Raw genomic sequence first — 23,253 nt, 5'->3', positions numbered from 1 at the left:
CCGGTCGGCTGGTTCGCGGGCTGTGAGATTTACCGCACGGCTTTACCGTGGGCGCTTACCGCGGCCCGGCGGCCGGCCGCCGCCAGCGATGGAACAGTACCGAGCCGATCCAGCACGCCATGAAGGCCGCGACGATGCCATAGCCGAGCGCGCCGAAACGATCGTTGATGCCCGCGACCGCGTCCCACACGCCGCCGCTCCAGCCGAACCGGTCCGACAGCAGCCCCAGCGCCTCGACGCCGCCGATCACGATGGCCACCAGCGCCGACACGAACGTGATGCTCGCGTTGTAGTAGAGCTTGCGCTTCGGGTCGTCCATTGCCCAGCCGTACGCGTGGACCATCAGCACGTTGTCGGTCGAATCGACGAGCGTCATGCCGGCCGTGAAGAGCGCGGGGAACACGAGGATCGAATAGAGCGGCAGGCCGGTGCTTGCCTGCGACGCGGCGATCGCGAGCAGGCCGATCTCGGTCGCGGTGTCGAAGCCGAGCCCGAACAGCACCCCGACCGGGTACATGTGCCAGCTTTGGGTGACGAGCCGGAACAGCGGCCGTAACGCGCGCGACAGCAGGCCGGCCGGCGCGGGCGCGGCGTCGGTCCGCGCGGTTTGTGCGCCCGTTTCGGCGCCGCGCTGCGCGTGCCGGTAACGGCGCCACACGTCGCGCAGTATCACGAGATTCACCGCCGCGAGCACGAGCAGGAACGTCGCCGAAACGAGGGTGCCGAGCGTGCCGCCCACTTCCCTGAAGTTCTCGAAGCGTCCATGCAGCGAATGCGTGGTCCACGCAATGCCGATCGTCGCCGCGATCACGATCGACGAATGTCCGAGCGAAAACGCGAGCCCGATACCGAGCGGACGCTTGCCGGTTTGCATCAGCTTGCGCGTGACGGCGTCGATGGCCGCGATGTGGTCGGCGTCGACCGCGTGACGCAGCCCGAAGCCGTAGGCGAGCAGCGCGGTGCCGAGCAGCAGCGGATAGTGGCGAAACGCGATCAGCGCCCACAGCCATGCACCGAGGTTGGCGGCGATCAGCACCGCATACAGCGTGACGAGGCGAGGGCGCAGCGAGGTGGTAGGCGTCATGAGGCGCGGGCGGGTTAGTGATCGTGCGGATGTTTGTGAATCGGATCGACCCAGTAGACGGTTTCGGGCTGCTCGACCGCGTCGATGTTCAGATTGACCACGACCGCTTCGTTGTCGCTGCGCACGAGCACGCATTCGAGCGGCTCGTCGGTGCTCGCGTTGATCTCCTGATGCGGCACGTAGGGCGGCACGAAGATGAAGTCGCCCGGACCGGCTTCGGCGGTGAACTCGAGATGCTCGCCCCAGCGCATGCGCGCGTGGCCGCGCACCACGTAGATCACGCTTTCGAGCGCGCCGTGATGATGCGCGCCGGTCTTCGCGTTCGGATGGATCGTCACGGTGCCGGCCCAGATCTTCTGCGCGCCGACGCGCGCTGCGTTGATCGCCGCCGCGCGGTTCATGCCCGGCGTCTGCGCGGTGTTGGTGTCGAGCTGATCGCCGCGGATGACCTTCACGCCGTGCTCGCGCCAGTCGACCGGCGCGGCGGCGTCGGCGGCCTCGTGCTCGGCCCGGTAATGCGGATGTTCGTGATCCTGGCTCATGGTGTCTCCTCCCCGGCCTAGCGGCCGTGCTGCGCTTGAGTACTGACCCATGCCGCCTGGCCGGCCGTGCCTGACCGCTGATGCATAACGGCGGGTCCGCTGCTGTCCGGCATTCTGGCACGTTCAAAAAAGGTGCGGTGCGTGCGCATCGCGGGTGTTGCGGCGAGAAAAAAAGCCCGTCCACGAGGAACGGGCTTCGGGTTGCCAACGCGGCGCCGGCTTCGCGGCGCTTACTGCTTCTTCGCGTTGATCACCGCCTCGGCCACGTTGCTGGGTGTTTCGGCGTAGTGCTTGAACTCCATCGTATAGGTCGCGCGGCCCTGGGTGGCCGAGCGCAGCGACGTCGAATAGCCGAACATCTCGGCGAGCGGCACTTCGGCGCGCACGAGCTTGCCGCCGCCGCCGGCGATGTCTTCCATGCCCTGCACCATGCCGCGCCGGCTCGACAGATCGCCCATCACGTTGCCCATGAACTCTTCGGGCGTTTCCACCTCGACGGCCATCATCGGTTCGAGCAGCACGGGCTTCGCCTTGCGCATCGCTTCCTTGAACGCCATCGAGCCGGCCATGCGGAACGCGTTTTCGTTCGAGTCGACGTCGTGATACGAACCGAACGTGAGCGTCACTTTCACGTCGACGACCGGGTAGCCCGCGAGCACGCCGGCCTTCAGCGTTTCCTGGATGCCCTTGTCGACCGCCGGGATGAATTCGCGCGGAATCACGCCGCCCTTGATCGCGTCGATGAATTCGTAGCCCTTGCCCTGCTCGGACGGCTCCAGCGTGATCACCGCGTGACCGTACTGGCCGCGGCCGCCCGACTGCTTGACGAACTTGCCCTCGACGTCCTCGACCTTGTTGCGCACCGTCTCGCGATACGCGACCTGCGGCTTGCCGACGGTCGCCTCGACGCCGAACTCGCGCTTCATGCGGTCGACCAGAATTTCGAGGTGCAGCTCGCCCATCCCGGAGATGATCGTCTGGCCGGATTCTTCATCCGTCTGCACGCGGAACGATGGGTCTTCCTGCGCGAGACGGTTCAGCGCGATGCCCATCTTTTCCTGGTCGGCCTTCGTTTTCGGTTCGACGGCCTGCGAGATCACCGGGTCGGGGAAGATCATCCTCTCGAGGATGATCACGTGATTCGGATCGCACAGCGTATCGCCGGTGGTCGCTTCCTTCAGGCCGACCGCCGCGGCGATGTCGCCCGCGTAGACCTCCTTGATTTCCTTGCGCTCGTTCGCGTGCATCTGCAGGATGCGGCCGAGGCGCTCCTTCTTTTCCTTGACCGCGTTGTAGACGGTGTCGCCGGAATTGACGACGCCCGAATACACGCGGAAGAAGATCAACTGGCCGACGAAGGGGTCGGTCATGATCTTGAACGCGAGCGCGGAGAACGGATCGTCGTCGTTCGGATGACGCTCGATTTCCTTGTCGTCCTCGTCGTGACCGGTGATCGCCGGCACGTCGGCCGGCGACGGCAGATAGTCGATCACCGCGTCGAGCATCGCCTGCACGCCCTTGTTCTTGAACGCGCTGCCGCACAGCATCGGCACGATCTCGTTGGCGATCGTGCGCGCGCGGATGCCATGCTTGATTTCTTCTTCGGTGAGCGTGTCGCCGCCCAGGTATTTCTCGAGCAGCGTTTCGTTCGCTTCGGCCGCGGCCTCGACCATCCTGTCGTGCCATTCCTTCGCGGTGGCGGCGAGCTCCGCCGGAATGTCGCGGTACTCGAACTTGATGCCCTGGCTGTCGTCGTCCCAGAAGATCGCCTTCATCTTCACGAGGTCGACCACGCCCTGGAAGTGCTCTTCGGCGCCGACCGGAATCTGGATCGGCACCGCGACGCCTTTCAGACGATCGCCGATCTGCCGCTGCACGCGGAAGAAGTCGGCGCCCACGCGGTCCATCTTGTTGACGAACGCGATGCGCGGCACCTTGTACTTGTTCGCCTGGCGCCACACGGTTTCCGACTGCGGCTGCACGCCGCCGACCGAGTCGTACACCATGCACGCGCCGTCGAGCACGCGCATCGAGCGCTCGACTTCGATCGTGAAGTCGACGTGCCCGGGGGTGTCGATGATGTTGATCCGATGCTCGGGATAGTTGCCGGCCATGCCCTTCCAGAACGCCGTGGTGGCCGCCGACGTGATCGTGATGCCGCGCTCCTGCTCCTGCTCCATCCAGTCCATCGTCGCCGCACCGTCGTGAACCTCGCCGATCTTGTGGGTCACGCCGGTGTAGAACAGGATGCGTTCAGTGGTGGTGGTTTTGCCGGCATCGATGTGAGCGCTGATGCCGATGTTCCGGTAGCGCTCGATGGGAGTCTTGCGGGGCACGTGAATCTCCTTGGAATGGTGCGCCTGAAACGCATGCCGGGCGGCCATATGGGCCGCCCGGGGAGTCTGGGTGCTGCTGAACGGAGATTACAAGGATAGCGCGTCGGTCGGTCTTTTGCATGAATCCTGCCAGCCGGCTCGAAGCCCGCCCACGCGGGGTTTCGTGGGCGAAAAAAAGCCGGCGCCTCGTAAGGGCGCCGGCTTTTTTGCGGCAAGGCGCTGCAACGACGGGGCGGCGCGCGTGGTCGCGCGCTGCGCCGGGCCGCTTACTGCGTGAGCCCCGGCACCGGCGGCAGGCCCTGGATTCGCATCCCCGGCTTGATGCCCTTCGACGCGAACCAGCCCTTGCTCATCTCGAGCGCGAACACGCCGTTGTGCGTCGGGCAGTGATTGTTGGTGGTCTCGGCGTCCATCTCGGCGAGGTCGGTGATCGTGCCGTCCGCGCGCATGAACGCGATCGACAGCGGGATCAGCGTGTTCTTCATCCAGAAGCAGTGGCCCGCGTTTTCGTTGAACACGAACAGCATGCCTTCGTTCGGCGCGAGACTGGTGCGGTACATCAGGCCCTGTTCGCGGTCCGCGTCGTTGGCGGCGACGGCCGCGTCGATCACGAACATGCCCGCGGTCAGCTTGATACGCGGAAATTCGCTCGGCTGCTTCGCGCCCGGTGGCATCTGCTGCGCATGAGCGGGGGCGGCGGCAAACGAAATCGCCGCGAGCGGCAGTGCAATGGCGACGGCAAGGCGCGCCATCGACGAGCGCATGGAAAATCGCACGGCAAGACTCCTGGCTGAAATTGACCCGCGCATGTTACGCGAGCGCGTCAAAAACAAAAAGGCAGATCGCCTTGCGGTGATCTGCCTTACAACGCCGTAAGAACGGCAATGAAGCGTATTCTTGACTGCGTTTTTACAAACAACTTATTCCGAAGCTGCCGAAGCTGCGGCAGCAGCGGCTGCCTTCTTGTGCGACTTCGACTTCTTGTGAGCGTGGTGCTTGGTGGTTTTCTTTGCCGACGAAGCTGCCGCGGCCGGAGCTGCCGAAGCTGCTTCCGGAGCCGAAGCTTGTGCGAATGCTGCCGTTGCGAAAAGGCCAGCGACCAGAGCGGCGATCAGTTTGTTCATTGTGTGAATCCTCAGCTTGAGTTAATTAACCAAATGACCCGGCTTATGTAGAGTCATGTCGGTAAACGTGCCATCCACCTTTCGGTTGACAGCCGCATCGAACAAACTCTTTCGACGCGTCTGCTAGCGTTCGGACTTCCGTGCTCGCCGCGAAAACGGCTTGCGCAAAGGTCTTTAAGGCTGAATGCCGGATAGCTTCGCGGCATCTGCGTCGAATAACGCGTGGGATTGGAGAGCGGTTGACGCGAATTTCGCGGAAATTTCCGTTGCGGGAAAACGCGGTGAAAATGCGTTGCCAGGGCTCGTGCAAACATGTTTGTTTCACGCTTTCCCTGTACCTGTTTCACGCGTGGTTTTGTTCGCGAATACAACGGCTTAGACGCGATTGTCGCAACCGTGAAACACGCGTTGGGCGATCACGTATGCGCATATTCAGGCGTTCGTCACGCGTTCAGACGATGCCGTCCCACGGCGCATTCGAGCGTAACTCGATGCTCTCTCCGGGCTGAAGACCCAGTGAAAAAATATCGAGCGCGCCGACGCCGGCGCGCACCAGGCGCAGCGTCGGAAAGCCGACTGCGGCCGTCATGCGGCGCACCTGACGGTTCTTGCCTTCGGTGATCGACAACTCGATCCAGGTGGTGGGTATCGCCGCGCGATAGCGGATCGGCGGCGTGCGCGCCCACAGCGCATCGCCCGGCTCGACATAGGTCGCGCGGCACGGACGCGTGACGTAGTCGCCGAGATCGACGCCGCCCGCGAGCTTCTTCAGCGCGGCGTCGTCGATCGCGCCCTCGACTTGTGCCCAATAACGTTTGACGAGCTTGTGCCGCGGCTCGGCGATGCGCGCCTGCAACGCGCCGTCATCGGTGAGCAGCAGCAGGCCTTCGCTATCGGAGTCGAGCCGGCCCGCCGGATAGACGCCGGGCAACTTGACCCAATCGGCGAGCGACGCGCGCGTCTCGTGCGGCGAAAATTGACAGATGGTGCCGAACGGCTTGTTCAGGGCGAGAAGGCGCATAAGGGATACGGCAGGGAGGGACGTCGCGCGGAGCGAGGCGCCGACGCGGGTCGCGAGATTGTCACGGAGGGTGTCGCGACGATTCTACGACGGCCTCGGACAGCCCCGGCGCGCTTCGATCCGGTCATGAATGGCGCGATGATAATGCATAAACCGGCATCACGATTCCTGTGTCTTATAGAGGAGCGCGGCACGCTCCGTCGTTCGTCCATGTTGGAAAACCCGGAGCTGCGGGCCGGCTCGTCGCGCGCGAGGCGTGGGCTAGAATAGCGGCCAGGCCGCTCGCGGGCGTCCGGCATCGCGCGGCGGGTGGCACCCATTTCGCAGTCTTCCATCAGCTTTTGCACAGCTTTCACTGGAGTCCGATCATGCCGTATCAGCACATCAAGGTTCCGACCGGTGGCGACAGGATTACCGTCAACGCCGATTTTTCGCTCAATGTTTCCGACCAGCCGGTCATCCCGTTTATCGAAGGCGACGGCACCGGTGTGGACATCACGCCGGTCATGATCAAGGTCGTGGACGCGGCGGTCGAGAAAGCGTACGCGGGCAGGAAGAAAATCCACTGGATGGAAATCTACGCGGGCGAGAAGGCGACCAGGGTGTACGGCCCGGACGTGTGGCTGCCGGACGAAACGCTGCAGGCGGTCAAGGAATACGTGGTGTCGATCAAGGGGCCGCTCACCACGCCGGTTGGCGGCGGCATCCGTTCGCTGAACGTCGCGTTGCGCCAGGAGCTCGACCTGTATGTGTGCCTGCGCCCGGTGCAGTATTTCAAGGGCGTGCCGTCGCCGGTGCGCGAGCCCGAGAAGACCAATATGGTGATCTTCCGCGAGAACTCCGAAGACATCTACGCGGGTATCGAATGGCCGGCCGAGTCGGAGCAGGCGAAGAAGCTGATCCGGTTCCTGCGCGACGAAATGGGCGTGAAGAAGATCCGCTTTCCGGAGTCTTCGGGGATCGGCGTGAAGCCGGTATCGCGCGAAGGCACCGAGCGTCTGGTGCGCAAGGCGATCCAGTATGCGATCGACAACGAGCGCCGCTCGGTCACGCTGGTGCACAAGGGCAATATCATGAAGTTCACCGAAGGCGCGTTCCGCGACTACGGTTATGCGCTCGCGCAGAAGGAGTTCAACGCGGAGCTGATCGACGGCGGTCCGTGGATGAAGGTCAAGAATCCGAAGACGGGCGGCGACATCGTCGTGAAGGACGTGATCGCCGATGCGTTCCTGCAGCAGATCCTGCTGCGCCCGGCCGAATACGACGTGATCGCGACGCTGAATCTGAACGGCGATTACATTTCGGATGCGCTCGCCGCGCAGGTCGGCGGCATCGGCATCGCACCGGGCGCGAACCTGTCGGATTCGGTTGCGATGTTCGAAGCGACGCACGGCACCGCGCCGAAATACGCGGGCAAGGACTACGTGAATCCGGGCTCGGAAATTCTCTCGGCGGAAATGATGCTGCGCCACCTCGGCTGGTTCGAGGCGGCGGATCTGATTATCAGCTCGATGGAAAAGTCGATTCTGCAAAAACGCGTGACATACGACTTCGCACGCCTGATGGAAGGCGCGACCCAGGTGTCGTGCTCAGGATTTGGACAGGTAATGATCGAAAATATGTAATTAACGCGTCGCGATTATTCGACGCGCATGAATACCCCGGTGCCGACAAAAGACCGGGGTATTTTTTTACCCGGAATTTTTGCGCTATTCCGTTAGCCGGAAAATCGGCGCGGCCAGAATGACGCCGCAAAAAAGAAACCCGGCGCGAAGCCGGGTTTCAACGGACGGGTACCGAATTGTTTCAGGCGGGTGCCTGAATGTTCGATGCCTGTTTGCCTTTCGGGCCTTGCACGACCTCGAAGGTGACCTTCTGACCTTCCTTGAGGGTCTTGAACCCATTCATCTGGATGGCCGAGAAGTGTGCAAACAGATCCTCACCACCCTCGTCAGGCGTGATGAATCCGAAACCTTTTGCGTCGTTGAACCATTTGACCGTACCAGTTGCCATTTCCAACTTCCCCTGTAACTCATGTCACTACCACGAGCCCTCGAAAAGCCACGACCACGCGAGGCAGCCGCTCCCTCCTCACAAGCTCACCATCGGCATTTTTTCGAAATTATGGCGCAGTGAAAAAAGTGCCAGCTTGATTGTTGGGGCTCTTTATTCGAGTGTCAAGAAAATTTTGAGACACCGTTGATCGCGTTGCAAACACGCTGCTTTTCCAGGGGTTTTTACCGCTTCCGTTATGTGCGGTTGCGCAAGCGGCACGGCTTGAAAAGTCGCATAATCGACTCACATGTCGACAGTGCCCGACGCGCCGAAGCCGGCTGCGGCAAGCGCTCCCAGCCGGCGCCGGCAGGTTGTGCGATACTCGATCCGACCGCGGTGCAGCACGCGCCGCGCGGGGGCCGGCTCCGCAATCGGCCCGTCGAAAGCGCGCATGTCCCGGCAATCATGACAGCGTGATGACCGCCGGGCGGCGGCGAAGGGGCGCATCGGCCGGCTGGCCGGGTTTTGACAGGATTGCGGGCCTGTCCTAGTTGTTTAGAATGGGTGTATGGCGATTATCCCGGACAAGCAGGACGGCACCGTACTGGAGCGGCAGGAGCAGAAACTCAAGCCGCCGTCCATGTACAAGGTGGTGCTGCTGAACGACGACTTCACGCCAATGGAATTTGTCGTGATGATCGTGCAGGAATATTTCAATAAGGATCGTGAAACCGCAACGCAGGTCATGTTGAAGGTGCATCGCGAGGGCAGGGGAGTTTGTGGGGTCTATACGCGGGACATCGCGTCGACCAAAGTCGAGCAAGTCGTTACCCACGCACGGCAGGCCGGGCATCCGCTGCAGTGTGTGATGGAGGAAGCATGATTGCCCAGGAACTGGAAGTCAGCCTGCACATGGCGTTCATGGAAGCGCGCCAGGCACGGCACGAGTTCATAACGGTCGAACACCTTTTGCTCGCGCTGTTGGACAACCCGACGGCGGCGGAAGTGTTGCGTGCATGCGCGGCCAATATCGAGGATCTGCGCCAGAACCTGCGCAACTTCATTCATGACAACACGCCGACCGTGCCGGGCACGGACGACGTCGACACGCAGCCCACGCTGGGTTTCCAGCGTGTGATCCAGCGCGCGATCATGCATGTGCAGTCCACCTCGAACGGCAAGAAGGAAGTGACCGGCGCGAACGTGCTGGTGGCGATCTTCGGCGAGAAGGATTCGCATGCGGTGTACTACCTGCAGCAGCAGGGCGTCACGCGCCTGGACGTGGTCAATTTCATCTCGCACGGCATCGCCAAGACGAGCAGCACCGACGCCGCCAAGGCGAGCGACGCGAATGCCGAGTCCGACGAAGCCGCCGCGCAGAAGGAAACGCCGCTTGCCCAGTTCACACAGAACCTCAACCAGATGGCGAAAGACGGCCGCATCGATCCGCTGATCGGACGCGAGTCGGAAGTCGAGCGCGTGGTGCAGGTGCTGTGCCGCCGGCGCAAGAACAATCCGCTGCTGGTCGGCGAGGCCGGCGTCGGCAAGACCGCGATCGCCGAAGGGCTCGCATGGCGCATCACGCGCGGCGAAGTGCCGGACATCCTCGCGGATGCGCAGGTGTATTCGCTCGACATGGGCGCGCTGCTCGCGGGCACCAAATATCGCGGCGATTTCGAACAGCGTCTGAAGACGGTCCTCAAGGAACTGAAGGAACGTCCGCACGCCATTCTGTTCATCGACGAAATTCATACGCTGATCGGCGCGGGCGCCGCGTCGGGCGGCACGCTGGACGCGTCGAACCTGCTGAAGCCGGCGCTCTCGTCGGGCACGCTCAAATGCATCGGCGCGACCACCTTCACCGAATACCGCGGCATCTTCGAAAAAGACGCGGCGCTGTCGCGCCGGTTCCAGAAGGTCGACGTGACCGAGCCGACCGTCGAGCAGACGGTGGCGATTCTGCGCGGCCTCAAGTCGCGTTTCGAAGAGCACCACGGCGTCAAGTATTCGTCGGGTGCGCTGTCGGCGGCGGCTGAACTGTCGGCGCGCTTCATCACGGATCGTCATCTGCCGGACAAGGCGATCGATGTGATCGACGAAGCGGGCGCGGCGCAGCGCATTCTGCCGAAGTCGAAGCAGAAGAAGACGATCGGCAAGAACGAGATCGAGGAAATCATCTCGAAGATCGCGCGGGTGCCGGCACAAAGCGTGTCGCAGGACGATCGCAGCAAGCTGCAGACGCTCGACCGCGATCTGAAGAGCGTGGTGTTCGGGCAAGACCCGGCCATCGATGCGCTGTCGGCCGCGATCAAGATGGCGCGCGCGGGTCTCGGCAAGCTCGACAAGCCGATCGGCGCGTTCCTGTTCTCCGGCCCGACCGGCGTCGGCAAGACCGAAGTCGCGAAGCAGCTCGCGTTCACGCTCGGCATCGAGCTGATCCGCTTCGACATGTCGGAATACATGGAGCGTCACGCGGTGAGCCGGCTGATCGGCGCGCCGCCGGGCTATGTCGGTTTCGACCAGGGCGGCTTGCTGACCGAGGCGATCACGAAGAAGCCGCACTGCGTGCTGCTGCTCGACGAAATCGAGAAGGCGCATCCGGACATCTTCAACGTGCTGCTGCAGGTGATGGACCACGGCACGCTGACGGACAACAACGGCCGCAAGGCGGACTTCCGCAACGTCATCATCATCATGACGACGAACGCGGGCGCCGAGGCGATGGGCAAGTCGGTGATCGGCTTCACGAACCGCCGCGAGGCGGGCGACGAAATGGTCGACATCAAGCGCATGTTCACGCCGGAGTTCCGTAACCGTCTGGACGCGACGATCAGCTTCCGTGCGCTCGATGAGGAAATCATCATGCGCGTGGTCGACAAGTTCCTGATGCAACTGGAAGATCAGTTGCACGAGAAGAAGGTCGACGCGCTCTTCACCGACGCGCTGCGCCAGCATCTCGCGAAGCACGGTTTCGATCCGCTGATGGGTGCGCGGCCGATGCAGCGCCTGATCCAGGACACGATCCGTCGTGCGCTCGCCGACGAGTTGCTGTTCGGCAAGCTGATGAATGGCGGTCGCGTGACGGTCGACGTCGATGCGGATGACAAGGTGCAGTTGACGTTCGACGAGCATCCGGCACCGCGTAATCCGAATCCGGAAGCAGTCGAAGTCGAGTAAGGCGCGCAACGGGCGCTACGCCAGGCCAGTTAGGCCGGTTGAGCTTAAAAAAGAACGGCGCGGGTTTATCCCGCGCCGTTCTTTTTTGTGCCTGGTTTTCTTCAGGCTTTCTTCAGGCGATGTGCTTAAAAACGCAGCCGCCAGGCCTCAATGCTTGCCGGTACTACCGAACCCGCCGGCACCGCGGTCGCTCTGCGCAAAGTCATCGACGATATTGAACTCGGCCTGCACGACCGGCACTATCACCAGTTGCGCGAGGCGTTCCATCGGATTCAGCACGAACGTCGTTTCACCGCGATTCCACGTCGAAATCATCAGTTGCCCCTGGTAGTCGGAATCGATCAGACCGACCAGATTGCCGAGCACGATCCCGTGCTTATGTCCGAGGCCCGAGCGCGGCAGAATCAGCGCCGCATAACCCGGATCGCCAACATGGATCGCGAGACCGGTCGGCACCAGCGCGGTTTCGCCGGGTGCGAGCGTCAACGGTTCGTCGAGGCAGGCGCGCAGGTCGAGGCCGGCGCTGCCGGTCGTCGCGTAGGCGGGAAGCTGTTCGCGCATGCGCTCATCGAGAATCTTCAGGTCGAGTTTCATTCAGGTTCTGTCGTTGGTGTTGGAGTAAGCGTTGAGATGGGCGGCGCGTCGACAGGACATACCGTCAAGCCGCCGGGTTCGAGCCGAGCTGGAACGCCTCGGCGAGAAGTTCGTAGGAGCGCAATCGCGCGCGATAGCTGCCGGCAACGGTCAGCACCATCAGCTCGTCCGCCTGGAACTGCTCCTGCAGGTTCGTGAGCCGCTCGGTCACGGTTTCCGGCGTGCCGATGATGCTGCGCGGCTTTTCCCGATCGATCACCAGTTGTTCGCGCTCGCCGTACTCCTGCGCGACGCCCTGTTCGATCGTCGGAATCGGTTCGTTCAAACCGTATGCCATTTGCACGCGACGCAGATCGACGGCTTTTTCGAGGTCCGCGGCCTCCTGCGCGGTATCCGCGCAGATCACGAAGACCGCGGCCGCGAGATACGGCTGCGACGCTTCCTCGCTCGGCTGGAAACGCTCGCGGTACGCGAGCGCGACCGGCTTGCCGAAATGCGCGTTGATGAAATGCGCGAACGAAAAGCGGATGCCGAGCTGCGCCGCGAGCAGACCGCCGAATTCGCTCGAGCCGAGCATCCACAGTTGCGGACGCGTGTCGATTTGCGGTTGCAGCAGCACGCCCTGCGCGAGGTGATCGGCGGGAAGCGTGCCGTGCAGGAGCCCGAGCAGATCGGCGACCTGCTGCGGGAAAATCTCGCCGCGATTGTAGGCGCCGCCGGCCACTGCCTGCGCGGTCCGCATATCGCCGCCGGGCGCGCGCCCGACGCCGAGATCGACACGATTCGGAAACAGCGCCTCGAGCATCATGAACTGCTCGGCGACCTTGAACGGGCTGTAGTACGGCAGCATCACGCCGCCCGAGCCGATGCGAATGCGTCGGGTCACGCTGCCGAGGCGCGCCAGCATCACTTCGGGGCAGGGATTCGATACGCCGCGCAGGCCGTGGTGCTCGGCGCACCAGTAGCGCGTATAGCCGAGGTCGTCGGCAAGTTGCGCGAGTTCGACGGTGGCGGCGATCGCGTCCGCGACCGAGTGTCCGGAGATCACCGGCGTTTGATCGAGCACGGAAAGTAGCGTCATGTCAGTAGTGCTCCAGATGACTCCGGTCGGGGCAGCCGGCGGCGGAGCGTCCAGGCCGCCGCCGGCTGCTCAGCGAACCGGGCTGGTGTCAGGCAGGCGCTTGGCGATTTCCGTGATGAGCGCGCGCGCGAGCGTCTGCTTGTCGGCGCGCGGCAGCTTCGTTGCGCTGCCTGCTTCGAACAGGATCACTTCGTTATCGTCGAGCCCGAACGTCTGCGGGCCCAGATTACCGATCAGCAGCGGCACGTTCTTGCGCACGCGCTTTTCCTCGCCGTGGATGTCGAGGTTGCCGCTCTCCGCCGCGAAGCCGACCGCGAACGGTGGTTTCGGCAGCTTCGCGACCGCGGCCAGGATGTCCGGATTCTCGACGAACGCGAAGCTCGGCAGCGCGCGCTCCGCGGTCTTCTTGATCTTCTGCTCGCTGACGTGATCGACACGCCAGTCCGCGACCGCCGCCACGCCGATGAAGATGTCCGCGTCGCCGACCGCGCGCATCACCGCGTCGTGCATCTGCTGCGCGGTCTGCACGTCCTCGCGGAACACGCCCCACGGGGTTTCCAGCGCGACCGGGCCGGCCACCAGATGCACGTCGGCACCGGCCTGCTGCGCGGCGCGCGCGAGCGCGAAGCCCATCTTGCCGCTCGAGCGGTTGGTGATGCCGCGCACCGGGTCGAGCGGTTCGAAGGTCGGCCCGGCGGTCAGCAGCACGCGCCGGCCGGCCAGGATCTTCGGCGCGAAGAACGACGCGATCGCCTCGAAGGTTGCGGCCGCTTCCAGCATGCGCCCGTCGCCGATTTCACCGCAAGCCTGTGGGCCCGAATCGGGACCGAGCACTTCGATGCCGTCCGCGCGCAGTTGCGCGACATTGCGCTGCGTGGCCGGGTTTTGCCACATCTGCCGGTTCATCGCCGGCACGACGAGCAGCGGACAGTCGCGCGCGACGCACAGCGTCGACAACAGATCGTCGGCCATGCCGTGCGCGAGTCTGGCGAGGAAGTCGGTGGAGGCGGGCGCGATCACGATCGCGTCCGCTTCGCGCGACAGATCGATATGCGCCATGTTGTTCGGCACGCGCCCGTCCCACTGACTCGTGTAGACCGGCCGGCCCGACAGCGCCTGCATCGTGATGGGGGTGATGAACTGGGTGGCCGCTTCGGTCATGACGACCTGCACGGTCGCGCCTGCCTTGGTCAGCAGACGCGTGAGTTCGGCGATCTTGTAGCAGGCGATGCCGCCCGTCATGCCGAGGACGAGGTGTTTGCCTGCGAGTTCTGCGGTTGCCAACGAAAGCCTCCGACAAAGCGTGATCGCGCGGCGGCGCGAGACGTTGCCCGCGGTTGCCGCCGTGCCTTTCCAACGGATGCGCGCGCCGCGAGCGAAGCGGCACCCGCGCCGGCGACGTCAGCGTGAACCGCGTACGCGCCGCAACTCGTCGAGTACGAGCAGGATCGCGCCGATCGTGATCGCGCTGTCGGCGAGATTGAACGCCGGCCAGTGCGAGCCGCCCACGTGGAAATCGAGGAAGTCGATCACGTGGCCGTACATCAACCGGTCGATCACATTGCCGAGCGCGCCGCCGAGAATCAGCGCGAGCGCCGTGCAGAACATCTTCTGTCCGCTGTGACGCTTGAGCAGATAGCAGATCACCAGCGCGGCGACCACGCCGAGCGCGGTGAATGCCCAGCGTTGCCAGCCGCCCGCCATCGCGAGGAAGCTGAACGCGGCGCCGCGGTTGTACACGAGGATCAGGTTGAAAAACGACGTGATCTCATGCGGCACACCGTACTCGAACATCTTGCGGACCGCGATTTTCGTCAACTGGTCGAACAGGATGACGATCAGCGCGATGCCGAGCCAGGGTACCAGCGAACTGCTTCGGGCCGATGTTTTCGACATGCTTCCCGCCATTATGCCGCGCTCCTCGTTTCGCCATTGCCGAACAGATTGCTGAAGCAGCGGCCGCACAGCGACGGATGCTCGGCGTTTGCGCCGACGTCGGCGCGGTAGTGCCAGCAGCGCTCGCACTTCAGATACTTCGACGCGATCACTTCGACGCCTTCGTCCGCTTCGCTCGCCACCTTCACGACGCTCGCCGCCGACGTGATCAGCACGAACTTCAGGTCGTCGCCGAGGCTCGCGAGCGCGTCGTAACGCGCGCCGCTCGCGCGGATTTCGACTTCCGCCTGCAGCGACGAACCGATCAGGTTCGCGACGCGCGCTTCTTCCAGCGCCTTGGTCACGTCGCCGCGCGCCGCGCGCAGCAGCGTCCATTTGTCGAGCAGCGCGCCCGCTTCCGGCACGGCCGGGTACGCGTGATACGTCTCGGTGAAAATCGTCTCGCCATGGGGCTGGAACACCTTCCACGCTTCTTCCGCGGTGAACGACAGGAACGGCGCCATCACGCGCAGCAGGCCGTGCGCGATGTGATAGAGCGCGGTCTGCGCCGAGCGGCGCGCGACCGAATCCGCGGCGGTCGTGTACAGGCGGTCCTTCAGCACGTCGAGATAGAAGCCGCCCAGGTCTTCCGAGCAGAACGTCTGCAGCTTCGCGACGACCGGGTGGAATTCGTACTTCTCGTAGTGCGCGAGGATGTCGTTCTGCAGGTTCGCCGACAGCGCCACCGCGTAGCGGTCGATCTCGAGCCAGTCTTCGAGCGGACGCGCGTGCCGCGCGAAGTCGAAGTCCGACAGGTTCGCGAGCAGGAAGCGCAGCGTGTTGCGGATCCGGCGATAGCTTTCCGTCACGCGCTTGAGGATTTCCTCGGAGATCGCCAGTTCGCCCGAGTAGTCGGTCGACGCGATCCACAGGCGGATGATTTCCGCGCCGAGGCGGTTCGCCACTTCATGCGGATCGATACCGTTGCCGAGCGACTTGCTCATCTTGCGGCCTTCGCCGTCGACGGTGAAGCCGTGCGTGAGCAGCGCGTTATATGGCGGGCGGCCGTCGAGCATCGACGCGGTCAAGAGTGACGAGTGGAACCAGCCGCGGTGCTGGTCCGAGCCTTCCAGATACAGGTCGGCCGGGAACTGCAGCTCGTCCTTGTGCGAGCCGCGCAGCACGTGCCAGTGCGTGGTGCCCGAGTCGAACCACACGTCGAGCGTGTCGCGGTTCTTTTCGTACAGGTTGGCGTCGTCGCCGATCAGCTCGCGCGGATCGAGCGTTTGCCATGCCTCGATGCCTTCCTTCTCGACGCGCCGCGCGACCTGTTCGAGCAACTCGAGCGTGCGCGGATGCAGCTCGCCGGTTTCCTTGTGCACGAAGAACGCCATCGGCACGCCCCATTGACGCTGACGCGACAGCGTCCAGTCCGGGCGGTTCGCGATCATGCTGAACAGGCGCTGCTTGCCCCACGACGGATAGAACGCGGTGTTCTCGATGCCTTCGAGCGCGGTTTCGCGCAGCGTCCTGTCGCTGTCGTTCGGCTTCACGTCCATGCCGGCGAACCACTGGGACGTGGCGCGATAGATGATCGGCGTCTTGTGGCGCCAGCAGTGCATGTAGCTGTGCGAGTACTTCTCGGTGCGCAGCAGCGAGCCGGCGCCTTGCAGCGCCTCGACGATCTGCGGATTGGCCGCCCAGATCGACAGGCCGCCGAACAGCGCGAGCGATTCGATGTAGCGGCCGTCGCCCATCACCGGGTTGATGATGTCCGAGTCCGCCATGCCGTGCGCCTTGCACGACACGAAGTCTTCCACGCCGTAGGCGGGCGACGAGTGCACGATACCCGTACCGCTTTCGGTCGTCACGTAGTCGCCGAGATAGACCGGCGCCGTGCGCTTGTAGGCCGGATGCGCGGACGCGAGCGGATGGTTGAAGCGCAGGTTCACGAGCTTCTCGCCCGGCGTGGTCGCGATGACCGTGCCGTCGAAGCCGTATTGCTTCAGGCACGCTTCGACGCGCTCTTCGGCGAGGATCAGCAGACCGCGCGGCGTGTCGACCAGCGCGTAGACGATCTCCGGATGCAGGTTCAGCGCCTGGTTGGCGGGGATGGTCCACGGCGTGGTGGTCCAGATCACGATGCCGCCCTCGTTGCGCGGCAGCGCGGCGAGGCCGAACGCCTGCGCGGTCTTTTCCGGCTCGGCGAAGCTGAACAGCACGTCGATGGTCGGATCGGTCTTGTCCTTGTACTCGACTTCCGCTTCGGCGAGCGCCGAGCCGCAGTCGAAACACCAGTTGACCGGCTTCAGGCCGCGGAACACGTAGCCCTTTTCCATGATTTTCGCGAGCGCGCGGATTTCGCCGGCTTCGTTCGCGAAATTCATCGTCTTGTACGGATTGTCCCAGTCGCCGAGCACGCCGAGACGCCGGAAGCCGGCCTTCTGCTTTTCGATCTGCTCGGTTGCGTAGGCGCGCGCCTTCTGCATCACTTCGGCCGCCGGCAGCGATTTGCCGAACTGTTTTTCGATCTGGATTTCGATCGGCATGCCGTGACAGTCCCAGCCCGGCACGTAGACCGCGTCGAAGCCCGCCAGATTGCGCGCCTTGACGATCATGTCCTTCAGGATCTTGTTCACCGCGTGGCCGAGGTGGATATCGCCGTTCGCATACGGCGGGCCGTCGTGCAGGATGAACTTCTTGCGGCCCTTCGAGGCGGCGCGGATCTTCTCGTAGACCTTGCGTTCCTGCCAGTCCTTGACCCATTGCGGCTCGCGCCTGGGCAAGTCGCCGCGCATCGGGAACGGCGTGTCGAGCAGGTTGACCGGGTAGCGGGACTGCGGTTTCGAATCGGCTTTCTTGTTGCTCATGATGTGGGTGCGGTGAATGCGTTGTATGCGTAGCGAGCGGTGCGCCTCGTTCTCGCGAGGGCGTGGGACGCGCCCGGCAGGCGGCTCGCGTGAAGCCCGGACGCCCTTCGATGCGCGCGGCGGCGGCTCGGGCGGCGCCGCGCGCCGGTCCGGACCGCGGCAGCTATCTAATTCGGTCGGTGGCCGAGGTGGCGAAACCGGTGGAGCGGCTGCCCGGCGTGCCGGCGCCGACGGCCGCGAACCACGCGCGGGCATTGGCGACGTCGCGCGCGATCGCGGCGGTGAGCGTTTCGAGGTCGGCGAACTTTTCCTCGTCGCGCAGCTTCTTCAGGAATTCGACGCGCACGAGTTTGCCATACGCGTCGCCGTGCCAGTCGAGCAGATGCACTTCGAGCAGCACGCGGCCGGAATCGTCGACGGTGGGGCGCAGGCCGAGGCTCGCGACGCCCGGCAGCGGGTGCTCGGCGATGCCGTGCACCTGCACGACGAAAATGCCGGCGAGCGCCGGGCGCTTGTGCGCGATCGGCAGATTGAGCGTGGGAAAGCCGAGATCACGGCCGAGTTTCATGCCGTGCGTGACGTGGCCGCTGATCAGATAGTCGCGGCCGAGCGCGGCGCGCGCCGCGTCGAGGTCGCCCGCGATCAGCGCGGCGCGCACGCCCGAGCTCGAAATGCGCGCGCCCGACGGATCGGCCACCGTCGCCATCTGTTCGACTTCGAAGCCGTATTGCTTGCCGGCCGCCTGCAGCGACGCGAAATCGCCGGCGCGCTTCGCGCCGTAGCGGAAGTCGTCGCCGATCATGATCCAGCGCGCGTGCAGCCCGTTGACGATGATCCGCTCGACGAACGCGTCCGGCGACTGGCTCGCGAACGTGTGATTGAAGTGCTCGACGACGACCCGGTCGACCCCGTTGGTGCGCAGCGCCTCGAGCTTGTCGCGCAGCATCGCGATGCGCGGCGGCGCGCCGGCCGGGTTGAAGAATTCGCGTGGGTGGGGCTCGAAGGTCATCACGCAGACGGGCAGGCCGCGCGCGTCGGCGGCCGCGCGCACGTGCGCGAGCAGAGCCTGGTGGCCGCGGTGGACACCGTCGAAATTGCCGATGGTCAGCGCGCAGGGCGCGCGGCTCTCGGCATTGGGAAGACCGCGGAAAACTCTCACGATAGCGGGCGGCGGTTGCGGCGGTTGGGTTGCAGTGGCGGCCAGGGTGCCGCAAAACAATCGATTATAAACGCTTGGTGCAACAGACGGCTGCGCGGCCGCTGTCCGACTGTTGCCGAATGATAAAATCCGCGCATGAAAAAACTCGTCATCCTGATTTCCGGACGGGGCAGCAATATGGAAGCCATCGTGCGCGCCTGCGCGAGCGAGGGCTGGCCGGCGCGGATCGCCGCCGTGATTGCCAACCGTCCCGATGCCGCGGGCCTCGCGTTCGCGGCGTCGCACGGCATCGCCACCGCGGTGGTCGACCACCGCCAGTTTGCCGATCGCGACAGCTTCGACGCGGCGCTCGCCGAGATGATCGACGCGTTCGCACCGGACCTCGTGGTGCTCGCCGGCTTCATGCGGGTGCTCACCGCGCGCTTCGTCGACCATTACGCCGGGCGCATGCTGAACGTGCATCCTTCGCTGCTGCCGAGCTTTCCCGGCCTCAAGACCCACCAGCAGGCGCTCGACGCCGGCGTGCGGCTGCACGGCGCGTCGGTGCATTTCGTCACGTCGCAGCTCGATCACGGGCCGATCGTCGTGCAGTCGGCGGTGCCCGTCGTCGCGAACGACACCGCCGCCACGCTCGCCGCGCGCGTGCTGGCGACCGAACACATCATTTATCCACGCGCGGTGCGCTGGTTCGTCGAAGGGCGTCTCGCGCTCGACGGCCTGCGTGTCACGCTTACGCCGCCGGAGCCGCAATGGCTCTTTGCCGGTCACACCGCCGGAGAGGGCGCATGAGATTGCATGGTTTCCTGATTGGACAAACTGAAACGCTGCTGGCCGAAGTGCTGAGGCTCAACGGCCCCGCCGACGCCACCACGAGCCGCTTTTTCCGCGCTCATCCGAAGCTCGGGCACGGCGAGCGCGGCGTGATCGCCGAGGCGGTGTTCGCGGTGCTGCGCCGCCGGATGGAGTTCGCGCACCTCGCCGAAAGCGGCTCCGGCAGCCCGGCGCGCCGCATGGCCCTGCTCGGCCTGATGCAGACGGCCGGGCGCAGCGCGTTGAAGCCGTTCGTCACCGAGGCCGAGGCGACGTGGCTCGAACACGTGTCGAAGATCGATCCGGAAAGCCTGCCGCTGCGGATTCGCCTGAACCTGCCCGACTGGATCTGCCAGGCGCTCGCCACGCGCTTCGAGGCCGCCGAGCTCGCGCAACTGGCCGCCGCGCTGAACTACCCGGCGCCGTTGGATTTGCGTGCGAACCCGATCAAGGCGAGCCGCGACGACGTACTGGGGGCGCTGTCGAAGGCCGGCATCGAGGCCGGCGCGACGCCGTTCGCGCCGCTTGGCGTGCGCGTGGTCGGCAAGCCGCCGCTCACGAAGCTCGACGCGTTCCAGCAGGGTTGGCTCGAAGTGCAGGACGAGGGCAGCCAGCTCCTGTGTTCGCTGGTCGCGCCGCGGCGCGGCGAGATGATCGTCGATTTCTGCGCGGGCGCGGGCGGCAAGACGCTCGCGCTCGGCGCGGCGATGCGCTCGACCGGCCGTCTCTATGCGTTCGATATCTCCGAGCGGCGGCTTGCCAAGCTCAAGCCGCGTCTCGCGCGCAGCGGGTTGTCGAACGTGAACCCGGTGCTGATCGACAGCGAGCACGACGCGAAGATCAAGCGGCTCGCCGGCAAGATCGACCGCGTGCTCGTCGATGCGCCGTGCAGCGGCCTCGGCACGCTGCGCCGCAATCCCGATCTGAAATGGCGCCAGTCGCCGGAGTCGGTTGCCGAGCTGGCGCCGAAGCAGGCGTCGATTCTCGCGAGCGCGGCGCGTCTCGTGAAGAAGGGCGGGCGGCTGGTCTACGCGACGTGCTCGATTCTCGAAGCGGAAAACGAGGCGATCGTGCAGCAGTTCCTCGCCGACCACCCGGACTTCGCGCTCATGCCCGTGCGCGATGTGCTCGCCGAGCAGCGCATCGACCTCGAAATGGGCGACTACCTGTCGCTGTGGCCTCACCGCCACGCCACGGACGGTTTCTTCGCCGCCGTGCTCGAGCGCCAGAGCTAGGCGCAACCGGCTTTTCGCCGGCGCGCGGGGACTGGCTTTCGGCCCCGCCGCGCCGGAGATTTCGGCAACCTCATGCATACCGTCTTTCCCCACATGTTCGGCGACATCGCGCGCGACTTCGGTCAGCCCGTGATGTTGTGGCAGGTCGGCATCCTGCTCGCGACGCTGCTGGTCGCGTGGCTCGTCGCGCGTACACTGCGCCGCCGGTTGACACCGCCGTGGGCCCCGCGTTACCAGACCCTGCGCTTCGGGATGGAGAGCCTGAACCGCGCGGCCTTTCCGCTGATCGGCGCGGCGCTCGTGTGGCTCGCGCGGGCGATCGCCGGCCAGTTCATGCACACCGCGCTGCTCGATCTGGCGCTGGTGCCGCTCGTCGGCATCGGCCTGATCTACATCGTGTTCTTCTTCGCGCGACGGGTCTTTAATCGCGACGGCGGCGTGCATCCGTGGCTGTTCCTCGTCGAGAAGACCGTGTCGGTGGTCGTATGGATCGGCATGGTGCTCACGCTGATGGGCATCCAGGACGAGGTGATCGCGTGGATGGGCAGCGTGCAATTCCGGGTCGCCAACGCGCACATGACGCTGCTGTCGCTCGTGACGGGGCTGCTGTGGGTCGGTGTCACGATGATCGTCGCGATGTGGCTCGGCTCGACATTCGAAGACCGTCTGATGCGCTCGAAAACGCTCGACGCGAACCTGAAAGTGGTGGTTGCGCGCGTCGGCCGGGCAGCCTTCGTGCTCGCGGCGGTGCTGGTCAGCCTGTCGATGTCGGTCTCACAGGCGGCACAATGCCGCATCCGGCAACAATGACCGATTCCGCGCCCGATTCCACGGCCGATGCCGCGCTCAGGCCCGCGGACGGCGCCGCCAACCACGGCCGGTGAGGCCGTTTCACCCTGCCGCGAGCCGAGAATTGCGGACGCGGCAGGCGCCATTCTGTTGATAGCACACAAAAAATCCCTATTTGTTACAAACACTTGGAACGCTTCAAGTAGAATATCGTCCTATCCCGCTGTATGCTTTCACTTTCATGACACACGCGCGGCGCGTGTGCTCCGTATCTCTCGTTCTGCAGGTAACTTACCTTGTTGAATTCCTTGCTCGATTTTCTTGCTCACGGTCTGTTGCGCTTCTCGTGGTGGCAACTCGTCGTGTACACGCTCATCGCGACGCACATCACGATCATCGGCGTGACCGTTTATCTGCATCGCTGCCAGGCGCACCGCGCGCTGGAGTTGCACCCCATCGCAAGTCATTTTTTCCGTTTCTGGCTGTGGATGACCACCGGTATGCTGACCGGCCAGTGGGCCGCGATTCACCGCAAGCACCACGCCAAGTGCGAGACCGAGGAAGATCCGCACAGCCCGCAGACGCGCGGCATCTGGAAGGTGCTGCTGGAAGGCGCCGAACTCTATCGCACTGAAGCGAAAAATGAAGAGACGATGCGCAAATTCAGCCACGGCACGCCGAACGACTGGATCGAGCGCAACGTCTACACGAAGTACCCGATCCTCGGCGTGAGCCTGATGATGGTGCTCAACGTCGCGCTGTTCGGCGTCGTCGGCCTGACGATCTGGGCCGTGCAGATGATCTGGATTCCGTTCTGGGCCGCGGGCGTGGTCAACGGTCTCGCGCACTTCTGGGGCTACCGCAACTTCAATTCGGCGGATGCGAGCACCAACATTCTCCCGTGGGGCATCATCATTGGCGGCGAGGAGCTGCATAACAATCATCACACGTATGCGACGTCGGCCAAGCTGTCGAACAAGTGGTACGAGTTCGATATCGGCTGGATGTACATCCGCATCATGCAGGCGTTCCGTCTGGCCAAGGTGAAAAAGGTTGCTCCGACGCCGCGTCTGACCACCGGCAAGCTCGTGCTCGATCAGGACACGCTGCAGGCCGTGCTCGCAAACCGCTACGAAGTGATGGCGCGTTACGCGAAGGCGATCAAGCGCGCGTATCGTCAGGAGCTCGCACATCTGAAGGAAGTCGGCGCGCGCGAGAAGTATCAGGTGATGCGCGGCGCGCGTAGCTGGTTCCACAAGGAAGAGGCGGGCCTGAACGAACCGCAGAAGCGTCAACTGCCGCAGATTTTCGCGAACAGCCAGAAGCTGAAGACGTACATCGACATGCGTAACGAACTCGCGTCGATGTGGGAGCGTTCCAATGCTTCGCGCGAGCAACTGCTGGTGCAGTTGCAGGACTGGTGCCACCGCGCCGAGCAAAGCGGTATCAAGGCGCTGCAGGACTTTGCGATGCGACTGCGTCGCTATGCCTGAAATCCATTAAAATTTCGGCACGTCACAAAACCCCGCGTTGGCGGGGTTTTTTATTTTGGGCCGCGAAA

At 64.3% G+C, this 23,253-nt stretch carries 19 protein-coding genes and 1 pseudogene; 7 read left to right on the top strand and 13 right to left on the bottom strand.

Going from position 1 to position 23,253, the window contains the following annotated elements; translation table 11 throughout:
- Nucleotides 1-55: 55 nt before the first annotated feature.
- The 6 genes from QM685_RS09235 to QM685_RS09210 all read right to left on the bottom strand — a co-directional run bounded on the left by QM685_RS09235 (nt 56) and on the right by QM685_RS09210 (nt 6,107).
- Complete coding sequence (locus tag QM685_RS09235) at nt 56-1,084, bottom strand: HoxN/HupN/NixA family nickel/cobalt transporter (RefSeq protein ID WP_415114974.1); 1,029 nt, start codon at nt 1,082-1,084, stop codon at nt 56-58.
- A 14-nt stretch (nt 1,085-1,098) separates the two neighbouring features.
- Complete coding sequence (locus tag QM685_RS09230) at nt 1,099-1,626, bottom strand: cupin domain-containing protein (protein ID WP_415114972.1); 528 nt, start codon at nt 1,624-1,626, stop codon at nt 1,099-1,101.
- Nucleotides 1,627-1,856: 230 nt separating this feature from the next.
- Complete coding sequence (gene fusA, locus QM685_RS09225) at nt 1,857-3,962, bottom strand: elongation factor G (protein ID WP_415114969.1); 2,106 nt, start codon at nt 3,960-3,962, stop codon at nt 1,857-1,859.
- A gap of 266 nt (nt 3,963-4,228) precedes the next feature.
- Nucleotides 4,229-4,738: a DUF192 domain-containing protein gene (locus QM685_RS09220; RefSeq protein ID WP_415114967.1), complete on the bottom strand. Its 510-nt coding sequence runs from the start codon at nt 4,736-4,738 to the stop codon at nt 4,229-4,231.
- 144 nt (nt 4,739-4,882) lie between these two features.
- Complete coding sequence (locus QM685_RS09215; protein WP_415114965.1) at nt 4,883-5,086, bottom strand: hypothetical protein; 204 nt, start codon at nt 5,084-5,086, stop codon at nt 4,883-4,885.
- Between the two features lie 451 nt (nt 5,087-5,537).
- Nucleotides 5,538-6,107: a pseudouridine synthase gene (locus QM685_RS09210; RefSeq protein ID WP_415114963.1), complete on the bottom strand. Its 570-nt coding sequence runs from the start codon at nt 6,105-6,107 to the stop codon at nt 5,538-5,540.
- Nucleotides 6,108-6,475: 368 nt separating this feature from the next.
- Here QM685_RS09210 and icd point away from each other — a divergent pair, with 368 nt between their 5' ends.
- Entirely contained in the window at nt 6,476-7,732 is a 1,257-nt protein-coding gene (gene icd / locus QM685_RS09205; protein WP_415114961.1) for an NADP-dependent isocitrate dehydrogenase, read from the top strand.
- A 181-nt stretch (nt 7,733-7,913) separates the two neighbouring features.
- On the opposite strand, the gene QM685_RS09200 is transcribed toward icd, so the two are convergent.
- Entirely contained in the window at nt 7,914-8,120 is a 207-nt protein-coding gene (locus QM685_RS09200) for a cold-shock protein (protein WP_007180614.1), read from the bottom strand.
- Nucleotides 8,121-8,670: 550 nt separating this feature from the next.
- Between QM685_RS09200 and clpS the strand changes: the two genes are divergently transcribed.
- Nucleotides 8,671-8,985 carry an ATP-dependent Clp protease adapter ClpS gene (gene clpS, locus QM685_RS09195; protein WP_008919570.1) on the top strand — a complete coding sequence of 105 codons (315 nt, stop codon included), beginning with the start codon at nt 8,671-8,673 and terminating at the stop codon, nt 8,983-8,985.
- The gene (gene clpA / locus QM685_RS09190) at nt 8,982-11,279 is read left to right on the top strand and encodes an ATP-dependent Clp protease ATP-binding subunit ClpA (protein WP_415114957.1); all 2,298 of its coding nucleotides are present in this window, start codon (nt 8,982-8,984) and stop codon (nt 11,277-11,279) included. The genes clpS and clpA overlap by 4 nt, the downstream gene beginning before the upstream one ends.
- 147 nt (nt 11,280-11,426) lie before the next feature.
- Here the strand turns inward: clpA and dut are convergent, their stop codons facing one another.
- The 6 genes from dut to QM685_RS09160 all read right to left on the bottom strand — a co-directional run bounded on the left by dut (nt 11,427) and on the right by QM685_RS09160 (nt 18,858).
- On the bottom strand, nt 11,427-11,873 hold the full coding sequence (gene dut / locus QM685_RS09185) for a dUTP diphosphatase (protein WP_415114955.1): 447 nt from the start codon (nt 11,871-11,873) through the stop codon (nt 11,427-11,429).
- Nucleotides 11,874-11,937: 64 nt separating this feature from the next.
- Entirely contained in the window at nt 11,938-12,954 is a 1,017-nt protein-coding gene (locus QM685_RS09180; protein WP_415114953.1) for an LLM class flavin-dependent oxidoreductase, read from the bottom strand.
- Between the two features lie 69 nt (nt 12,955-13,023).
- Nucleotides 13,024-14,238, bottom strand: a complete 1,215-nt coding sequence (gene coaBC / locus QM685_RS09175) for a bifunctional phosphopantothenoylcysteine decarboxylase/phosphopantothenate--cysteine ligase CoaBC (RefSeq protein ID WP_415114951.1) — start codon at nt 14,236-14,238, stop codon at nt 13,024-13,026.
- Between the two features lie 117 nt (nt 14,239-14,355).
- A complete protein-coding gene (gene lspA / locus QM685_RS09170; RefSeq protein ID WP_415114949.1) occupies nt 14,356-14,862 on the bottom strand; it encodes a signal peptidase II in 507 nt (168 codons plus the stop codon).
- Nucleotides 14,862-17,699, bottom strand: a complete 2,838-nt coding sequence (gene ileS, locus QM685_RS09165; protein WP_415114947.1) for an isoleucine--tRNA ligase — start codon at nt 17,697-17,699, stop codon at nt 14,862-14,864. Before ileS ends, lspA begins: the two co-directional genes overlap by 1 nt.
- Nucleotides 17,700-17,862: 163 nt before the next feature.
- On the bottom strand, nt 17,863-18,858 hold the full coding sequence (locus QM685_RS09160; protein ID WP_415114945.1) for a bifunctional riboflavin kinase/FAD synthetase: 996 nt from the start codon (nt 18,856-18,858) through the stop codon (nt 17,863-17,865).
- A gap of 135 nt (nt 18,859-18,993) precedes the next feature.
- Between QM685_RS09160 and purN the strand changes: the two genes are divergently transcribed.
- From purN to QM685_RS09140, 4 genes and pseudogenes are all read left to right on the top strand, one after another.
- A complete protein-coding gene (purN, locus tag QM685_RS09155; RefSeq protein WP_415114943.1) occupies nt 18,994-19,647 on the top strand; it encodes a phosphoribosylglycinamide formyltransferase in 654 nt (217 codons plus the stop codon).
- Entirely contained in the window at nt 19,644-20,903 is a 1,260-nt protein-coding gene (locus tag QM685_RS09150; RefSeq protein WP_415114941.1) for an RsmB/NOP family class I SAM-dependent RNA methyltransferase, read from the top strand. The genes purN and QM685_RS09150 overlap by 4 nt, the downstream gene beginning before the upstream one ends.
- A gap of 93 nt (nt 20,904-20,996) precedes the next feature.
- Nucleotides 20,997-21,671: pseudogene (locus QM685_RS09145) on the top strand (mechanosensitive ion channel protein MscS); the annotation flags it as partial.
- Nucleotides 21,672-21,988: 317 nt separating this feature from the next.
- The gene (locus QM685_RS09140; protein WP_415114939.1) at nt 21,989-23,185 is read left to right on the top strand and encodes a fatty acid desaturase; all 1,197 of its coding nucleotides are present in this window, start codon (nt 21,989-21,991) and stop codon (nt 23,183-23,185) included.
- The last annotated feature ends 68 nt before the right edge of the window (nt 23,186-23,253 follow it).

Origin of the sequence: Paraburkholderia sp., from assembly GCF_047605525.1 — a bacterium.
Taxonomy (GTDB): Bacteria; Pseudomonadota; Gammaproteobacteria; order Burkholderiales; family Burkholderiaceae; genus Paraburkholderia.
This window is presented reverse-complemented; position numbering and strand designations above follow the sequence as displayed.

Coding starts and splice junctions, on each gene's coding strand:
- QM685_RS09215 (WP_415114965.1), bottom strand. CDS start 5,086: ATGAACAAACTGATCGCCGCTCTGGTCGCTGGCCTTTTCGCAACGGCA.
- icd (WP_415114961.1), top strand. CDS start 6,476: ATGCCGTATCAGCACATCAAGGTTCCGACCGGTGGCGACAGGATTACC.
- dut (WP_415114955.1), bottom strand. CDS start 11,873: ATGAAACTCGACCTGAAGATTCTCGATGAGCGCATGCGCGAACAGCTT.
- QM685_RS09150 (WP_415114941.1), top strand. CDS start 19,644: ATGAGATTGCATGGTTTCCTGATTGGACAAACTGAAACGCTGCTGGCC.
- QM685_RS09235 (WP_415114974.1), bottom strand. CDS start 1,084: ATGACGCCTACCACCTCGCTGCGCCCTCGCCTCGTCACGCTGTATGCG.
- ileS (WP_415114947.1), bottom strand. CDS start 17,699: ATGAGCAACAAGAAAGCCGATTCGAAACCGCAGTCCCGCTACCCGGTC.
- QM685_RS09210 (WP_415114963.1), bottom strand. CDS start 6,107: ATGCGCCTTCTCGCCCTGAACAAGCCGTTCGGCACCATCTGTCAATTT.
- QM685_RS09200 (WP_007180614.1), bottom strand. CDS start 8,120: ATGGCAACTGGTACGGTCAAATGGTTCAACGACGCAAAAGGTTTCGGA.
- lspA (WP_415114949.1), bottom strand. CDS start 14,862: ATGGCGGGAAGCATGTCGAAAACATCGGCCCGAAGCAGTTCGCTGGTA.
- QM685_RS09230 (WP_415114972.1), bottom strand. CDS start 1,626: ATGAGCCAGGATCACGAACATCCGCATTACCGGGCCGAGCACGAGGCC.
- QM685_RS09180 (WP_415114953.1), bottom strand. CDS start 12,954: ATGACGCTACTTTCCGTGCTCGATCAAACGCCGGTGATCTCCGGACAC.
- purN (WP_415114943.1), top strand. CDS start 18,994: ATGAAAAAACTCGTCATCCTGATTTCCGGACGGGGCAGCAATATGGAA.
- clpS (WP_008919570.1), top strand. CDS start 8,671: ATGGCGATTATCCCGGACAAGCAGGACGGCACCGTACTGGAGCGGCAG.
- clpA (WP_415114957.1), top strand. CDS start 8,982: ATGATTGCCCAGGAACTGGAAGTCAGCCTGCACATGGCGTTCATGGAA.